This is a genomic window from Marivirga sp., assembly GCF_051117495.1.
GTDB lineage: Bacteria > Bacteroidota > Bacteroidia > Cytophagales > Cyclobacteriaceae > Marivirga.
The window spans coordinates 65,670-81,569 of record NZ_JBNPEF010000013.1 but is presented as its reverse complement, the minus strand read 5'-3'; the positions used below and the strand labels follow the sequence as shown (position 1 = coordinate 81,569).

Sequence of the window (15,900 nt, the reverse complement as noted above, 5' to 3'; positions counted from 1 at the left end):
ATTATGAATAATCTCTTTTCTCAGAAGCCTCCACTTTACTTTTAATTTCCTGATTAGCCGTAATAGTCTTCAATTCATCCCCTTTTTTCAATTTTTGTCCCATGATGCTTTTGCCATTCAGGCTAGTGTAGGAGTAACCTTTTTTGAAAACAGTTTCAGGATTCACCAATTCTAAGGTTTTTTCATAAATTTCAAGCTTTTGTCGGGTGTTCTGAAAGCTTTTTCTGACATCATATTGTAATTTCTGCTGATAACGACCCAATTGGTTTTCGGCTTTATTAAAATGCTTTTTTAAGGCATACCGCATAGAATGTTTTCGGTCATTGAGCTTGTGTTGCTCTCTTTCTACTTTTTGATTGAGGTAAGCCAAAATGTTATTGGTAGCCAGATTGATTTTTTCTTCATAAATCCTCATGCCTCTAATCAAAAATTCCGCAACAGCAGTAGGTGTTTTCAATTTGGTATGAGCCACTAAATCGCAAATAGTCTCGTCCCTTTCATGGCCAATACCTGTAAAAATAGGCAAAGGAAATTGGGCAATATGGGAAGCCAGTTCGTAATCGTCAAAGCAATCCAAGTCCACCTGAGCACCGCCCCCGCGAATTAATACAACTGCATCAAATTCCTCCATTTGTTCATGGATTTGGTGTAAGGCCTCAATAATGGTTTTGGCTGCCTTATCTCCTTGCATGGTGGCCACAAAAAGCTGGCTATGTAAATGATATCCATAATCATTATTGCCTATTTGGTTCATGAAGTCACCGTATCCGGCCGCAGATTCAGCGCTGATAATGGCAATTCGTTGTGGCACCATTGGAAGTGGATGGCTTTTATTCATCTCAAAAACACCATCTTCTTTGAGTTGTGCTATAATCTCCTGCTTTTTCCTGGCTCTTTCACCCAAGGTGAAATTAGGATCTATATCCTTTACATTTAGGCTTAAACCATAAACCTCATGAAATTGTATTTGCACATTGGCCAATACCGTCATACCAGCTTTTAGACTTTCCCCTGTAATAGATTGAAACCAAGCACTGATGCTTCTATAACTATATGACCAAATGGTAGCCCTACTTTTTGAAAGCAATTGATTGCTTTCTTCATCCTTTTCCACAAACTCCAGATAACAATGTCCATTTCGGGCTTCTCTTAATTCCCCAATTTCAGCTACCACCCAATAGGAGGGCTCCAATTGAGTGTTAAGCGTATCTTTGATTAATAAATTGAGGTCTGTAAGTGAAATGTGCTGCATTAGGGTTGCACGTTTTGAATATTTTTAACTACATCTTTTATGATGAAAAATAATACCACAGCAAAACTGATAATAGAAAACCAAAACATAAAACGCTTATTGGCATAGGGAACTACCTCTTCACTTTCTTTATCTGCAAAAAGCCAATCATAGAATTTTTCTATGGTTTTACGCATTATAATTCTTTTAAAAACTCCAAAAATCCTGCATTCTTTCCTTTGGGTCTTACGATCATTAAAGGAATGTCATTATCCAATTGAATTAATCTTTCTGCAATACTTCCCAAAAAGAAGGCTGTAGTGGCAGTACGGCCTTTGGCTCCCACAATGATGGCATTAGCACCAATGTCATGTGCTTTATCAACCATATCGGTCGTAACATCTTCGTTAGTGTCTTGTGAATAAACGGCCTTCAATTTGATGCCTTTTGTGTCGATTGTGCTCATGAATTTTTTATAATTCTTTACAGCATTTTTCTTCATCACCTCTGTAAATTCTTCAAAAGTTTTACCGGTATAATGATATCCGGTAGGAACGGTAAATACATTTTGAACTGTGATTTCAGTGGAGTTATCATTGAGTTGAGCAATATTAATGGCCTCTTCCAATGCCAATTTAGAATGCTCTGAAAAATCACTTGGAACCAATATTTTATCCATTTTAGCCACGGTTCCTTCTGGAATAATCAACAGACTACATGCGGCCCTTCTAGCCAATCTTTGAGCAAGAGAACCACTTTCAGCTGCTTTTTCTCTTCTCCCCATAACGATCAAGTCAATATCTTTTTCTTTGGTGAATTTTAGAATGCTGTCTGCTATTTTTCCTGTTAGCACGTTAAAATGGAAATTAGCTTTATGATCTCCAGTTGTGAATTTTTCGAATTTTTTCTCCATTTCACCTTTTCTTTCCTTGATAGCATTCTCTACCATATCAGGAAATTCTTTCAATACCTCCTTAGGTACATAAAGGTTCTTAATTACATTGACAAAATAGACGTCTTCCACAGCAGAAGCCTTTGCTAAAAAGTCTGCAAACTCCACCATGGTTTTGTCTAAATCACTTAAATCTAATCCTATAATTACTTTTTTAATTGGATACATAAAGCTTAATTCTGAATTCGGTTACAAAGGTACAAACACTAAATATTAAACTAATTAAAAAGAGGGATAAAATTATGCGGATTCTTGTTTTTCCTCTTCTTCAAATGGTTTCATGGAATCTTCATCATAAAATTTTTGAAGTTTTCGCTTTAATTTGAAATAGCGAACAAGTCCATAAATTATCATCAGAAAACTAATTCCGAATGATAAATATGCAAGCCATTGGACTGTTTCCAAACTTTCCATTTTTAAAAATGCAATTCCACCCAAAATTAAATACAAGCTGGTGCGTATATAGGCAAACAAAGTCCGCTCATTGGCTAGGGTTGTTCTTTCTAAAGCTAAAAAATCTCTTAAGATAATCTTTTCTTTATTTTGGTAATCAGGGACTATCTTAGGAATTCTTAATTTTCTCATCATGTTAAAAAATTAGATATCAAAAAATCTTAAATCTGTTTATTGCTTTATCGTTATTTTATTTACTTATTTTTATGAAATTTGTTTGATTTTATTACCATTACCAAAATAATAAAGAATTAAGAACCATGACTTTTTACTTAAAATTAACAGTAATATCTCTTTTGTCAATAATTACAGTATTTTTTGCGCATGATGCTACTGCACAGTTTGGAGTGGGGAACGCCCTTAAAAAGCAAGCCGAAAAGTTGGTAAAAGATAAATTGAAAGAAAAAACGGAGGAGAAACGTGAAAGTTATGATACCCTTTCATTCAATTATGCCATTGCTTTTCTGGATAAAACGGAATCATTTGAAAACCAACAAAAAGGAGAGGGATTGGTAAAAACTGCCAATTTCCTTTTAAGGGATGATGAACCCCAAACAGATTTGGAAGCCACAAGAGATATTTATGATTTTGGTCGCTTAAACTATAAAATGGGCAATCAGTTTATGGCGGAAACAAATTTGAAATTAGCCAAACTAAAGTATGAACAAATTTCTGCTACCGATGAGCCCAATTATCTAAAAACTATCGGTCTTTTAGGGCTTCTCTACAGTGATATGGGAAGATTCACGAAAGCAGAGGAATTTACCCAAAAAGCTTTAGATGGATGGGAGAAAATGCAGGGAAAGGAAAGCATTGGTTACTTAGCTGAGTTAAATAATTATGCCGTCCTTCAAATCAACCTGGGGAATTATTTGGAAGCTGAAAAAATCATTCAAAAGTTGGGTCAAACGCTCAGTTCAGAAGAGGAGAATGAAAAGCTACCTTATGCAATATATTTAAATAACGAAGCCATCTTAAATCAATACATGGGCAGAGCTGACCAAGCATTAAACCTGATGAAAAGATGTAGTGAAATTGCCAAGGAAAGTTTGACGGAAAAAAACAGCACCTATCTTCAATTTCTGACTAATAAAGCTATTTTGGAGCAAGAAAATGGTGATTTGGAAACGGCCGAAAACACCTTTCAGGAAGTGCTGGATTTACAGGAAAGCAGGTTGAAATTGAATGCTAAAAATGATCCTGATTATGCCCACATGAAATCCAATATTGCGGCACTTTATGTAGCTAAAGAAGAATACGTAAAAGCAGAGGAAGCTTTGAAATTGGCCTTAGAGATCTATGAAGATGAATTTGGTTCCGAACATTTGACCACGGCAGGGACCCAATCTGATTTAGGAAATTTATATCGATTTTTAGGTAAACTTGAAAAAGCGGAGCCTTTATTACAATCTGCCCTTTACACTCGTGAAAGAAAATTATCCAAAACTCATCCGAAGGTGGTGAAAAGCCAAGAGGATATGGCATTATGGTTTTGGGCCAATGGTCAAACAGAATCAGCTAAAAGCTATTTTAAAAGGGTGATGGAAACAAGTGAAGAGTTTGTGGAAGATTATTTTCCAGCTTTAAGTGAAGCTGAAAAAACCAAATACTGGGAACAAATGAAGCCTAGATTTTTCCGTTTCTATAATTTTGCATTGGAAAACCATCAAGAATATCCTGAGTTATTGGAAGATTTTATGCGCTATAGGTTATCAACCAAAGGCATATTATTAAGTGCTTCCACAGCATTGAGAAATACTATTTTCAGCCAAAATGATGAGGAATTAACTGCTCTTTATGAAAAATGGGTTGATCAAAAACAACAGTTGGCCAATGCATACGCACTTAGCGATGAAGAAATTAAAGAGCAGTCACTTAATGTGGATTCTTTAGAAAATGCCGCCAACCAAACTGAAAAGGAATTGTCCTTAAAATCGGATGCTTTTTCAACGGCTTATGAAGACAGAAATACTGATTATAAAGTTATTCTAAATAAGTTAAAGCAAGGAGAAGTAATGGTTGAAATCGTTCAATATCCTATTTTTGACAAGAAATTAACCAGTAAAAATGCTTATGCTTTTGTGATTTTAAAGAAAGGCACAAGCAAACCGGAAATTGTCATCAATAAAGACGGCAATCTGTTGGAAAATAGATATTACGCCTACTATAATAACGTGATCAATCAGAAAATGAAAGATGATTACTCCTACGATCAATACTGGAAAAGCATTGAAGGCGAAGTTGGCAATACTTCCAGAATTTATATTTCTCCGGATGGGATTTATAATCAGGTCAATATGAATACCCTTCAACAGCCTAATGGTAAATATTTAATTCAAGACCATGATATCCGCTATATCGGCCATCCAAACGATATTTTATACAGGAAAGCATCTTCACAAGCTACAGCTCAGAAAGCTTATTTAATGGGGGACCCGAATTTCAATAGTAAAAGTATTGCTCAATTACCAGGAACAAGAAAAGAGATAGAAGATATTTCAAAATATCTTTCGCCCAGTATGACAATGCAAAAATATCTGGCGGATGAAGCCAATGAGTCTAATTTAAAACAGGTTCAATCACCAAAGTATTTGCATTTAGCAAGTCATGGTTATTTCTTGGAAGACAAACAGGCTAATGATAATTTGTTTGGAGTTCAACTGCAATATATCAGACAAAACCCATTGTTACGTTCGGGTTTATTGTTAACAGGGGCAGGATCAGATGAAGCTTCTGGAAGTTCACAGTCTTTCAATCAAAGTGATAACGGCTTTTTCTCGGCTTATGAGGCTATTAATTTAAATTTAAATAATACCGAAATGGTAGTGCTTTCGGCTTGTGAAACAGGAAAAGGAGATGTAAAAGCAGGAGAAGGAGTTTACGGTTTGCAAAGGGCATTTATCGTTGCCGGAGCTGAATCACTGGTCATGAGTTTATGGAAAGTAGATGATACCGCCACCCAAAAATTAATGTCAGGGTTTTATAGGGAAAATGTTCAAGGAAAAGCCATTCCTGAGGCATTCCGATCAGCCCAATTGGCCATGTTGAATGAATATAAGCATCCATATTATTGGGGGGCTTTTATCATGTTTAGCAGGTGATTTCACTGCATATAAATTACGCAAAGAATAACACTTGGAAAATCCTGAAGAACTTCAAAATAGGAAGAAAGCTATTGTCATTAAAATGAAATCAATGACGTTAGGGAAGCCATCATCTCAACCAAATATCAATCTTTTCTGCTCTTCCGGTCGGTGAGCCACCGACCGGGGCTAAGAACGTCATTCCGGAAATTTTAGTCTCATGACGAAGGAAATGAGACTAAAATTATCCAGAATCTTCTGGAATTGGATTGGTAATATATAGCAATCCATTTATTCCAAAGAAAATTTTACCTAAAACAGGAAATTTCAGCATCTTTGTTTTTGATTAAAAATATTGTTCGAGATTCAATGCTGAAATTTTTCCAATTTTTATATACCATTTGGGCACTGCTCATTTTTCATATCTCTATGATTATCCTTTTCCCGGTGTTTTTAATTCCACCCATGATCCATAAAAAAGGAATACATCTAAGCTTCAAGGCGATTCGATTATGGTCATTACTTTTTAGTACTTTTAACCGTATCATTTATAAAATCAAAGGGAAAGAACATTTCAATAAAAAGGAAAATTATGTGGTCATTTCCAATCATACTTCCTTTTTAGATACTCCTGCCATTGCGCAAGCTATTGATGCTCCTTTTAAGGCCTTGGCTAAAAAAGAATTGACTAAAATCCCAATTTTTGGATTTTTGATCAAAATGATAACCGAAGTAGTGGACCGATCAAATCCATCAAGCAGACAGAAAAGTAAAGAGCGATTAAATGAGGTTTTGGAAAATGAATCCTCCATTTTGGTTTTTCCTGAAGGCACCATGAACCGAACAGATCAGCCCTTACAACGATTTTATGACGGAGCTTTTCGAATTGCTATTGATGCCCAAGCTCCAATTTTACCCATAGTAATAAAAGATGCAGCCAAATTGATGAAGCCTAGCAGCTTTTTAATGAAGCCCGGCAATGTGCATGTGCAAATTTTGCCGTCTATATCAACGGAAGGATTGACCCAGAAAGACCTTCCGAAATTGAAAGAAGAGGTGATGGAGAAGATGCAAGCGGAGTTGCTGGGGTAATTTTATTCGATTCAATACGTTGTATAAATGTCTATTTGAAGTTTGTTCTTTTTATGATTTAAAGAGAATTCCTAATGGAGCAGTTCCCGGTTTATTAAATGTGCAATTATTCAATGGGAAACAATTTGAATATCATTTTATTATCTTTAGTAAAGTCCTTGCTGTTAATTTTCATTTATGTCCTCTTTACAGGTTGTGATGGTTATAATTCGAGTCAAACTACCTATCAAATTAAGGTTGATACTGTTAAATTTAGAATCTCTCCTGAATATTTAGACTATTATGCCATTTACGATATTCTGGATGAAGAAATTTTATTTGTCGGCTATAATCACTTTGATCACTCTTTGCAATTCATTGATCTCCACAGTAAGGAAACCAAACAAACGATCAAATTAGAAAGAGATGGGCCTAATAGAATCAAGACTATTTCTGAAATATTTGTAACAGAAGATAAAATTATTTTAAAGACCGTTCCTGAATGGATTATTATTGATTATCAAGGGCAGGTTTTAAATAGAGTTAATTATTCGAATTTAGCGGAAGATCTCGATAATGAATACGTTATTGATGGGGGATTTACGATAAGTTATACCGTGAAAAAGGAATTATCAGTAGATCAAAAATCGGTCTATATGAGATTGTATCCTGTAAATTTACAGGCGAATACTCCTGAATTTTATAAAGCTCCGCTTTTCTGTAAATTAAATTTTGATACTAAATCCGTTAAAATTGAACCCTATTTAACTTATCCCGAATTATTTCGGTCTGGAATTAATTACGGAATTTTGGACAAGCCTTCAATTATTGAGTTGGAAGACCGTTTGGTTTACTCATTCCCTAATCACTCGACTATTTATGTTTATGATTTTCAAGATAGTACCATTAGTGCTAATGAGGTAAAATCCAATAAGATAGAATCTGTTGTAGAAATCAATCAAAATGGCAGTTTGAGAGATATCATCAAAAGCTCTTTTCGGAGTAATAGATACCATCCTATTACTTATGATAAGTATCGAGATTTGTATTATCGGGTATTCAGAGTGAAAGATGAAACTAAAGATGAGCACGAATATTTTTTGCAAATTATAGATAATCAATTTAATGTTTTAAAAGAGATAAATCTTCCTGATGATAAGGTTTATCAAAACAGGTATGAAGTAACCAAAGAAGGCTTGTATTTTCAGTTAATGTCATCAAGAGGTTATTTCTTTTCCTATATGCTGGTGGATGTTCAGGTTGAGCAATAATATCTTTTTATTTTTCCTCCGCACAGGAGCAAGCATCTCGCATTTGCCAATAAACCAAAAATAAAGTTTTCCACAACTTATACATTATTGGCACTATCAATATAAAATAGTAATTTGGTAAAAAACTTATTTACCAGACTATGAAAACTTTTATCAAAACACTTGCCCTTATTTTTATTTTATCAATGCCCATTAAATCCTTAGCTCAGTCGGATTGCAATCCATATTTGCTACTTGATGAAGGTAGGAAATGGACAACCGCCAATTATAATGCAAAGGACAAATATCAAGGCAAGCAAAGTTATGAGGTGCTTTCCGTAAGCGAAGCAGACGGGATTATAACTGCTAATGTAATGCTGACGTCTTACGATAAAAAGGACAAAATGGTGATGGAAAAAGAGGTGGAGTTTACCTGCAAAGATGGCGTGGTTGAAATGGATATGTCAAAATATATTCCAGAGGAAACCATGGAAAGCTTCAAAAATATGGATGTTGAAATGGAATTTGATGCTATCACCATTCCTGAAAATTTGGAAGTTGGACAATACTTGGAAGATGGTGGCGTGACCATGACAATTTCAGGGCCTATGCAAATGAAGATGGAAATCAAAATCCAAGATAGAAAGGTGATGTCAAAAGAAGATATTGAAGTGCCGGCAGGAACCTATGATACTTATAAAATTAATTCCATCATAAAATTCGATGCCATGATAACCCGAGAAACAAAAAATATTGAGTGGATTGCAAAAAATGTCGGGGTTGTAAGATCAGAGCAATATGATAAAAATGGGAAATTAAATAGTTATACTGTTTTGACTGAGATTAAATGATGAATTCACCTGATGAAAAAGCGGTGTGGTTTATTTATAACGATTTAACCTAAATTCCGGTCAGTGACCTGTCAGGATTTCTTTGATTGACAATTCAGGCTTAATAAATTTTATATGTAAATTGAGATTCAATAAACCTGACAGGTCTATTTGAATGAAGTTCAATTTTATATTTTATTAAATTTCTAACTACATTTTCTGACTAATTCTAACATAATATGAAAATCAAATCCATTTACACATTAGCATTGTCAATACTTATTAGCTTTCCTACCATAGCTCAATATCCAGAAATCCTTAGCCTAGAAGATCAGGCCAAACTGGAGGATGAAATTCTAAAAGAACGTTTTGAAACAGTATTGCCAGAAATAATGGAGCGTACAGAAATTGATATGTGGGTAATTATTTCAAGTGAGTATAATGAGGATCCCGTAATCAAAACCATGTTACCTTCCACATGGATGGCAGCTAGAAGAACTACCATGTTGGTGATTTATCAAGCTGAAAAGGGGGCTGAACTGGAAGCTCATGCAGTAGCCAGATATGATGTAGGGGAAATATTTAAAAGAGCTTGGAATCCTGATACTCAGCCTGACCAGTGGAAAAGATTAGCATCACTTATAGAAGAGAAAAATCCTAAAAAAATTGGCGTGAATATGTCCAATGACTTTTCACATGCCGATGGTTTGGTAAAATCGGAATATGATTTACTGATGAATGCTTTGTCAAAACCACAACAAAAAAAAGTGGTTTCAGCAGAGAAATTAGCGGTAGGATGGTTGGAAACAAGAACCGAAAGGGAAAGGGTAATTTATGAGCACTTATGCAATATTGCCCATAAAATTATAGCTAAAGGCTTTTCATTGGAAGCCATCACTCCAGGGGTAAGCACCACTGATGATTTGGTTTGGTGGTATCGTCAGGAAATTAATAAGCTCGGATTAAGAACATGGTTTCATCCCACTGTGGATGTCCAAAGGGCAGATCCTGAAAATTTTGATCATCTGAGGAGTTTCAGTAAAAGGCCTGACCAGCAAATTATTCAGCCAGGAGATTTATTGCATGTGGATTTTGGAATTACTTATTTAAGATTGAATACCGATACACAACAGCATGCTTATGTATTAAAGCCCGGAGAGGAAAGAATCCCTACATATTTGGTGAAAGCTTTTGAAGAGGGTAAAAAAGTGCAGGATCATTTGACTAACCAATTCAAAACAGGCCGAACAGGCAATGAAATGTTGTTATCAGCATTGGAGGAGGCTAAAGAAGCTGGTTTGAAACCCACTATTTATACGCATCCAATCGGATATCACGGTCATGCAGCAGGGCCTACCATTGGCATGTGGGATTCTCAAGGTGGTGTTCCAGGGAGTGGTGATTATCCATTATATCCAAATACAGCCTATTCCATTGAATTGAATGCAGCGGTTTTCATCCAAGAATGGAATAAGGAAATCCGCATTATGCTAGAAGAAGAAGCTTTCTTTGATGGGGAAGAAATCTATTACATTGACGGAAGACAGGAAGAGATTTATGCTATTCCGAGGTGAGATTTAGGTGGTTGTGTTTGAAGAGGTCCAAGCGAGACGCTTGAACCAGTTGCCTTTTTACTACAGATATCTAGCTCAAGCGTCTCGCTTGGGCTTTTTCTTTCTTAAATAGTTTTAATCCTTACCTTTTTCTTCTTTAACCTGCTGTTATCTAAGGATTTCACTATGCCTTTAGCTTTATCTGCATTTACGGCTACAAAAGCGCAATCCAACTTTAATTCAATTACACCTATATCTTCTTTTTGCAGTTTGCCTTCCTTCATAAACAAACCTGCGATATCTCCTTTAGATATTTTATCTTTTCTACCTCCTGAAATAAAAAGCGTTAGGAAATCAATTTTATCTGTTTCTGTCCCTTCAATTTCTTGAATAGAGATATATTCTTCATTGATAAAATTAGGTAGCTTCTCTTCAGCTCCTTCTAAAACATAAGCCACCCCTGATTGATGCATTCGGGCAGTCCTTCCATTTCTATGGGTGAATTCTTCTTCTTTAATAGGCAAATGATAGTGGATAATAAATTTAATTTCTGGAATATCAAGTCCTCTGGCAGCCAAATCAGTAGCTAACAACAAATGATAGCTTCCATTTCTGAATTTAATTAAAGCTCTTTCCCTATCTTTCTGCTCTAATCCGCCATAGAAACAACCATGAGGAATATTCAATTCTCTTAAATGTTCGCTTACTCTTTCAATGCTGTCTTTGAAGTTGCAAAAAATAATACCCGGCTGACCTTCTAATTTCTGAATTAATTGCTCAAGCGTTTCAAGCTTATCTTTATCGGGGGATTTAATGATTTTAACTGATAATTTGTTAATCTTTTCATCCAAATAATTGAGATAAAAGGGATCACGTAAACCGAGAAATTCGGGGATTTCTTTAGGTTCAGTGGCAGAGGTTAAAATCTTTTTTCTCACTTGAGGTAACTCCCAAACGATGGCTTTCATTTCTCCTTCAAAACCAATTTCCAAGGATTTATCAAACTCATCTAGTATTAAAGTTTTTATACTTTTTACCGCAAAACTTTCCCTTTTGATGTGGTCAGCAATTCTACCGGGAGTCCCGATTAAAATAGCCGGGGGATGTTGTAAATCAATTTTGTCTTTTGCTCCAGCTCTGCCTCCATAAATTGCATTCGCCTTATATCCACTGCCCAATTCTCTCACTACTTGCTCAATTTGTAGCGCCAACTCACGAGAAGGAACAATGATCAATACTTGAATTTCTTTGCATTCTGGGTCTAATGATTCAATAATGGGCAGTAAAAATGCCAATGTTTTGCCACTGCCTGTTGGAGAGAGTAATATAGTATCTTCAGAAGTTTTGAGAACCTGCAAGGCCTCTTTTTGCATGGGATTTAATCCCTTAATACCCAATTTGGCCAACATTTCGCCCTGAGATTTGATTTTTTGAACCATGATGCAAAGCTAAGGAAATTAAGTTTGATTTTGATCCTTCATTAGCATAATAGGAATTTTGCCAAACCTGTCAGGTTTCTAGATATTATAAATCAAAAATAGTAGCGTTTTTCATCATTAATATTAATGATAAACCTGACAGGTTTCCTCCTCACAATGAACTTGCCATAGGAGGATTAAATCTGAATGTAAAAAGGGAATCACGATCAAAAATGAATAACTTTGCATTTCATTTTATAGCACACCCCTTTATGTCTTTTGCATCATTTAATTTACCTATTGCACTTTCCAACGTTTTATCAAAACATAATATTAAAAGTCCCTTTCCTATTCAGCAAGAAGTTATTCCGCTGGCATTGAACGGAAAAGATGTTTTAGGCATTGCCAAAACGGGTTCAGGGAAGACCTTAGCCTATGTTTTACCCATTTTAACAAAACTCAATTTTTTTCCGGAAGGAAGAAATCGTCAGCCACAGGTTTTAATCTTGGTACCAACTCGTGAATTAGCACAACAAGTATTGGAGGTCTTTAAACTTTTTGTGGATACGAATAGAAATCATAGCAAAACCTTGGCTGTATTTGGAGGGACTTCCATTAATCCGCAAATGCAAGCCATGGGAGAAGTAAAGATATTGATTGCTACACCTGGGCGCTTATTGGATTTGGTTTCTTCTAATGCTTTAAAATTGAGTGGTTTACAGCTTTTGGTTATTGATGAGGCGGATAAATTATTGAATGCCAATTTTAAAAAGGAGCTGGAAGATATTTTAAAACTCATCCCCGGTACTGCCCAGAAATTATTGTTTTCAGCAACTTTAAGTCCTGATGTACAAAAGTTGAAAGAACTATATCTTAACCATCCCCATATTGTTCAGTTAGAGCAAGCTGAGGAAAAATTAAAATTAATTCAGCAATCTGCTTATGCGGTGGAAGCCAATCAAAAGGGACCTTTTCTGAGATATTTAATAAAATCAAAAGATCTAAATCAGGTGATGGTTTTCACTTCATCTATTACAAGTGCCGATAAAGTAACCGAAAAATTGGGTAAAAATGGAATCAATGCAATGGCAGTGCACAGTAAAAAAAGCCAGCATGCAAGAAAACAAGCTTTAGCGGATTTTAAGGAAGGAAAAACCAATGTTTTGGTAACTACTGATTTACTTTCTAGAGGTATAGATATTGAATTTCTACCTTTTGTGATAAATTATGAACTCCCTCGTTCTCCCAAGGATTTTGTCCATAGGGTGGGGAGGACAGGAAGGGCTGAACATGCAGGCACTGCCATTTCCTTGATTTCAAAGGAAGAATTACATCACTTTGAGGTAATACAAAAGAAAACCAAGCAAAAAATAGAGTTAAAAAATATAGCGGATATAAATTTGCACGGATACTAAAAAAGTAATTTTATAATTATAACAATCGTAATATTTATATGAATATTCTATAAATTTCTTATCTTTAATTTATGGAGAACCAAAAGAATGATATTGTAAGAATTTATAGTGATACCGAAATCAACATTAATTTAATCCAAGATGAATTATCTAATGTAGGAATTCCTTCCATCATTAAAAATGAATTTCAATCTGCTGTAATGGCAGGTTTTGGAGCTTTGCCAAATGCAGTAGATTTATATGTAAACGCTACTGATTTTGATAAAGCATCTAAAATAATAAAAGATTTAAACAAAGAATCTTAAGGTTCGTTTTATGTAGTTTCCTACTTAAATTCAAATGATTGGAGAAAAATATATTAAATAATCAGCACTTTAGGGATATATTGCTCAGCCTGATCTTTGGCTTGCTTTCAACGCTCTTAGGGCTTGTCAGATTTAATATCCCGGGATTTACCGCAGCAATCAGCAGCTTAAATGAAATCCCATTGTTGATAAGTGTATTTTATATAAGCAATCCTTTTTATCTAATTATCACAGTTGTTATTTCTGCCTTGACAACTCCTGAGCAAGGTTCTATATATTCCACTATTTTAATGCATGCAGGTGGATTGGCTTTTTTCGGTATATTTTATCATTTGGTTATCAAAAGATATTCTGATTATGTATTAAAAAGTATTTTATTCTGTGCTATAGGAATCACTGTCTATTATGCTTTTTTTTTAATACCTATTTTTATTGTCACCAATCAAGTACTGGGCTTGAACGATACTCCTTTTATACCTTTTTATAATGAATTAAGGCAGTCTCTTTATTTTGAATATATTACTTCCTTACTTGTGGTCACTCTGTTTTTGGTTCAATTTAATTATGGTAAAAAATTAAGGAAGTATTCAACCAGTTTGGAAGATTTGGTCGGTGAACGTACAGAAGAATTGCGAAGTACTGTGGAAGAACTCAATCATGCTAATGAGGAGCTTACATCCATGAATGACGGTCTGGATTTAATGGTCAAAAACAGAACTACAGAGTTGGAGGAAAGAAACTATCAGCTTACAGAATATGCTTTTATCAATTCCCATTTATTAAGAGCACCTCTGGCTAGAATTTTAGGATTAACAGACTTAATCAGGATGGAATCCACTGATCCTAAGACTCAAGAATTGATGGACAAATTATTTAATTCCTGTGAGGAATTAGATGAAATCATCAAACTGATGAGTACTCAACTATCAGATGGAAGTATTTTGAGCACCGCCCAAAAGGAGGATTTGAAAAATAAGATTAATGAGATTATTGCTCAAAGAGATAATTTAAGCTAAAATTCAATATACAATCATACCCATTAATTCTAAACTTCAACGCTTATTCACCTTAAAACTTTTCTAAGACTTATTCACCATAGTGGAGGAAGCCTGTGCAGTAGGGAAAATTAAAACATCCGCTAAATTTACATGCGCTGGTCTAGTGGCCATAAATAAAATTAGGTCTGCTATATCTTCTGCTTTTAGAGCATCAAATCCTTCATAAACTGATTTGGATCGATCTTCATCTCCTTTAAATCGAACCAAAGAAAATTCAGTTTCTACTAAGCCAGGGGCTACTTGAGAAACCTTGATGCCATATTGGTTTAAATCCATACGCATGGAGCTGTTCAAAGCGTCCACTGCATGTTTGGAAGCGCAATAAACATTTCCATTTGGGTAGGCTTCCCTTCCAGCAACAGAGCCGATGTTGATGATGTGTCCGGATTTTTGTTTAATCATTTTCTGAATAATGGGTTGCGAAACGTATAATAATCCTTTCACATTGATATCGATCATGGCTTCCCAATCTTGCATACTGCCGTTTTCAATTGAAGCCAATCCATGTGCGTTTCCTGCATTATTAATAAGTAAGTCAATATTTTTCCATTCTGCAGGTAAGTTTTCAATTGCTTTCAATACTGCCTTTTGATCTCGAACATCAAAATTCTGGGTGTGGATTTCAGTATGTTTGGCTAAATCATTTTTTAATGCATCAAGTCTCTCTTGTCTTCTGCCAGTTGCAATAATATTAAATCCATTTTTACCTAAAAGTAGGGCAGTAGCTCGACCAATGCCTGATGTTGCGCCTGTTATAAATGCTGTTTTTTTCATAGTATTTATTTGCTTATAAAAATTCTCTCAGAATAATTTTCTCACAGAAGGTCACAGAAAGAATAATTGGAAATAAAAATAGTAAATAGATATTGATTGCTATAATTTGAAGAGATTTAATTAATAATCCTGATCAAGCTTTCGTTATCCACTAGTTTTGAAACGTTGAAGTTAACCAATAAGCCTAATTTTTTGTCTGATAATTTAAGATAGGAGAGTAGTTGCTTTTTATGGACATTGTGCAGAAATTCTACTGATTTGATCTCAATTATAATGGTGTTTTCTACCAAAATGTCTAATCTATAGCCTAACTCTAATTTAATGCCTTTATAAATCACGGGTAATCCAACTTGGCTTCTTGCATTAAGTCCCATTTTATGCAGCTCATACATTAAGGCTGCTTCGTAAACACTTTCTAATAAACCTGGCCCTAATTCTTTAAATACAGTGTAGATTGCTCCTCTTATTTGGTAGGTTAAATCATTAATACTCATTGGGTTTTATAGA

At 34.9% G+C, this 15,900-nt stretch carries 15 protein-coding genes; 8 read left to right on the top strand and 7 right to left on the bottom strand.

What is annotated here, in order from left to right; translation table 11 throughout:
• Position 1 precedes the first annotated feature (1 nt).
• From xseA to ACFE0M_RS07130, 4 genes are all read right to left on the bottom strand, one after another.
• On the bottom strand, positions 2–1,252 hold the full coding sequence (gene xseA / locus ACFE0M_RS07145; protein WP_434545064.1) for an exodeoxyribonuclease VII large subunit: 1,251 nt from the start codon (positions 1,250–1,252) through the stop codon (positions 2–4).
• Complete coding sequence (locus tag ACFE0M_RS07140; RefSeq protein WP_434545063.1) at positions 1,252–1,428, bottom strand: hypothetical protein; 177 nt, start codon at positions 1,426–1,428, stop codon at positions 1,252–1,254. Before ACFE0M_RS07140 ends, xseA begins: the two co-directional genes overlap by 1 nt.
• On the bottom strand, positions 1,428–2,351 hold the full coding sequence (locus tag ACFE0M_RS07135; RefSeq protein WP_434545062.1) for a universal stress protein: 924 nt from the start codon (positions 2,349–2,351) through the stop codon (positions 1,428–1,430). Before ACFE0M_RS07135 ends, ACFE0M_RS07140 begins: the two co-directional genes overlap by 1 nt.
• Positions 2,352–2,423: 72 nt before the next feature.
• Positions 2,424–2,771, bottom strand: coding sequence for a DUF202 domain-containing protein (locus tag ACFE0M_RS07130; protein WP_434545061.1), 348 nt, complete (start codon positions 2,769–2,771; stop codon positions 2,424–2,426).
• Between the two features lie 125 nt (positions 2,772–2,896).
• On the opposite strand from ACFE0M_RS07130, the gene ACFE0M_RS07125 reads away from it, so the two are divergent.
• The 5 genes from ACFE0M_RS07125 to ACFE0M_RS07105 all read left to right on the top strand — a co-directional run bounded on the left by ACFE0M_RS07125 (position 2,897) and on the right by ACFE0M_RS07105 (position 10,444).
• Positions 2,897–5,737 (top strand): CHAT domain-containing protein, encoded by a 2,841-nt coding sequence (locus ACFE0M_RS07125; RefSeq protein ID WP_434545060.1) that lies wholly within the window; start codon positions 2,897–2,899, stop codon positions 5,735–5,737.
• A 447-nt stretch (positions 5,738–6,184) separates the two neighbouring features.
• Positions 6,185–6,811 carry a lysophospholipid acyltransferase family protein gene (locus tag ACFE0M_RS07120; RefSeq protein ID WP_434545059.1) on the top strand — a complete coding sequence of 209 codons (627 nt, stop codon included), beginning with the start codon at positions 6,185–6,187 and terminating at the stop codon, positions 6,809–6,811.
• A gap of 113 nt (positions 6,812–6,924) precedes the next feature.
• Positions 6,925–8,061, top strand: coding sequence for a DUF4221 family protein (locus ACFE0M_RS07115; RefSeq protein ID WP_434545058.1), 1,137 nt, complete (start codon positions 6,925–6,927; stop codon positions 8,059–8,061).
• A 140-nt stretch (positions 8,062–8,201) separates the two neighbouring features.
• Positions 8,202–8,891 carry a TapB family protein gene (locus ACFE0M_RS07110; protein WP_434545057.1) on the top strand — a complete coding sequence of 230 codons (690 nt, stop codon included), beginning with the start codon at positions 8,202–8,204 and terminating at the stop codon, positions 8,889–8,891.
• A gap of 218 nt (positions 8,892–9,109) precedes the next feature.
• Complete coding sequence (locus tag ACFE0M_RS07105; RefSeq protein ID WP_434545056.1) at positions 9,110–10,444, top strand: M24 family metallopeptidase; 1,335 nt, start codon at positions 9,110–9,112, stop codon at positions 10,442–10,444.
• A gap of 104 nt (positions 10,445–10,548) precedes the next feature.
• Here ACFE0M_RS07105 and ACFE0M_RS07100 read toward each other — a convergent pair whose 3' ends face one another.
• Positions 10,549–11,862, bottom strand: coding sequence for a DEAD/DEAH box helicase (locus tag ACFE0M_RS07100; protein ID WP_434545055.1), 1,314 nt, complete (start codon positions 11,860–11,862; stop codon positions 10,549–10,551).
• Between the two features lie 212 nt (positions 11,863–12,074).
• Between ACFE0M_RS07100 and ACFE0M_RS07095 the strand changes: the two genes are divergently transcribed.
• The 3 genes from ACFE0M_RS07095 to ACFE0M_RS07085 all read left to right on the top strand — a co-directional run bounded on the left by ACFE0M_RS07095 (position 12,075) and on the right by ACFE0M_RS07085 (position 14,577).
• The gene (locus ACFE0M_RS07095) at positions 12,075–13,256 is read left to right on the top strand and encodes a DEAD/DEAH box helicase (protein ID WP_434545054.1); all 1,182 of its coding nucleotides are present in this window, start codon (positions 12,075–12,077) and stop codon (positions 13,254–13,256) included.
• 71 nt (positions 13,257–13,327) lie between these two features.
• Positions 13,328–13,561 carry a DUF2007 domain-containing protein gene (locus tag ACFE0M_RS07090; protein WP_434545053.1) on the top strand — a complete coding sequence of 78 codons (234 nt, stop codon included), beginning with the start codon at positions 13,328–13,330 and terminating at the stop codon, positions 13,559–13,561.
• A gap of 38 nt (positions 13,562–13,599) precedes the next feature.
• Positions 13,600–14,577, top strand: a complete 978-nt coding sequence (locus ACFE0M_RS07085) for a hypothetical protein (RefSeq protein ID WP_434545052.1) — start codon at positions 13,600–13,602, stop codon at positions 14,575–14,577.
• A gap of 63 nt (positions 14,578–14,640) precedes the next feature.
• Here the strand turns inward: ACFE0M_RS07085 and ACFE0M_RS07080 are convergent, their stop codons facing one another.
• Positions 14,641–15,393, bottom strand: coding sequence for an SDR family NAD(P)-dependent oxidoreductase (locus tag ACFE0M_RS07080; RefSeq protein ID WP_434545051.1), 753 nt, complete (start codon positions 15,391–15,393; stop codon positions 14,641–14,643).
• A gap of 116 nt (positions 15,394–15,509) precedes the next feature.
• Positions 15,510–15,887: a GxxExxY protein gene (locus tag ACFE0M_RS07075; protein ID WP_434545050.1), complete on the bottom strand. Its 378-nt coding sequence runs from the start codon at positions 15,885–15,887 to the stop codon at positions 15,510–15,512.
• Between the last annotated feature and the right edge of the window lie 13 nt (positions 15,888–15,900).

Excerpts from the sequence above, each read along its gene's own strand:
- xseA (WP_434545064.1), bottom strand. The coding sequence starts at position 1,252 with ATGCAGCACATTTCACTTACAGACCTCAATTTATTAATCAAAGATACG.
- ACFE0M_RS07140 (WP_434545063.1), bottom strand. The coding sequence starts at position 1,428 with ATGCGTAAAACCATAGAAAAATTCTATGATTGGCTTTTTGCAGATAAA.
- ACFE0M_RS07135 (WP_434545062.1), bottom strand. The coding sequence starts at position 2,351 with ATGTATCCAATTAAAAAAGTAATTATAGGATTAGATTTAAGTGATTTA.
- ACFE0M_RS07130 (WP_434545061.1), bottom strand. The coding sequence starts at position 2,771 with ATGATGAGAAAATTAAGAATTCCTAAGATAGTCCCTGATTACCAAAAT.
- ACFE0M_RS07125 (WP_434545060.1), top strand. The coding sequence starts at position 2,897 with ATGACTTTTTACTTAAAATTAACAGTAATATCTCTTTTGTCAATAATT.
- ACFE0M_RS07120 (WP_434545059.1), top strand. The coding sequence starts at position 6,185 with ATGATCCATAAAAAAGGAATACATCTAAGCTTCAAGGCGATTCGATTA.
- ACFE0M_RS07115 (WP_434545058.1), top strand. The coding sequence starts at position 6,925 with ATGGGAAACAATTTGAATATCATTTTATTATCTTTAGTAAAGTCCTTG.
- ACFE0M_RS07110 (WP_434545057.1), top strand. The coding sequence starts at position 8,202 with ATGAAAACTTTTATCAAAACACTTGCCCTTATTTTTATTTTATCAATG.
- ACFE0M_RS07105 (WP_434545056.1), top strand. The coding sequence starts at position 9,110 with ATGAAAATCAAATCCATTTACACATTAGCATTGTCAATACTTATTAGC.
- ACFE0M_RS07100 (WP_434545055.1), bottom strand. The coding sequence starts at position 11,862 with ATGGTTCAAAAAATCAAATCTCAGGGCGAAATGTTGGCCAAATTGGGT.
- ACFE0M_RS07095 (WP_434545054.1), top strand. The coding sequence starts at position 12,075 with ATGAATAACTTTGCATTTCATTTTATAGCACACCCCTTTATGTCTTTT.
- ACFE0M_RS07090 (WP_434545053.1), top strand. The coding sequence starts at position 13,328 with ATGGAGAACCAAAAGAATGATATTGTAAGAATTTATAGTGATACCGAA.
- ACFE0M_RS07080 (WP_434545051.1), bottom strand. The coding sequence starts at position 15,393 with ATGAAAAAAACAGCATTTATAACAGGCGCAACATCAGGCATTGGTCGA.
- ACFE0M_RS07075 (WP_434545050.1), bottom strand. The coding sequence starts at position 15,887 with ATGAGTATTAATGATTTAACCTACCAAATAAGAGGAGCAATCTACACT.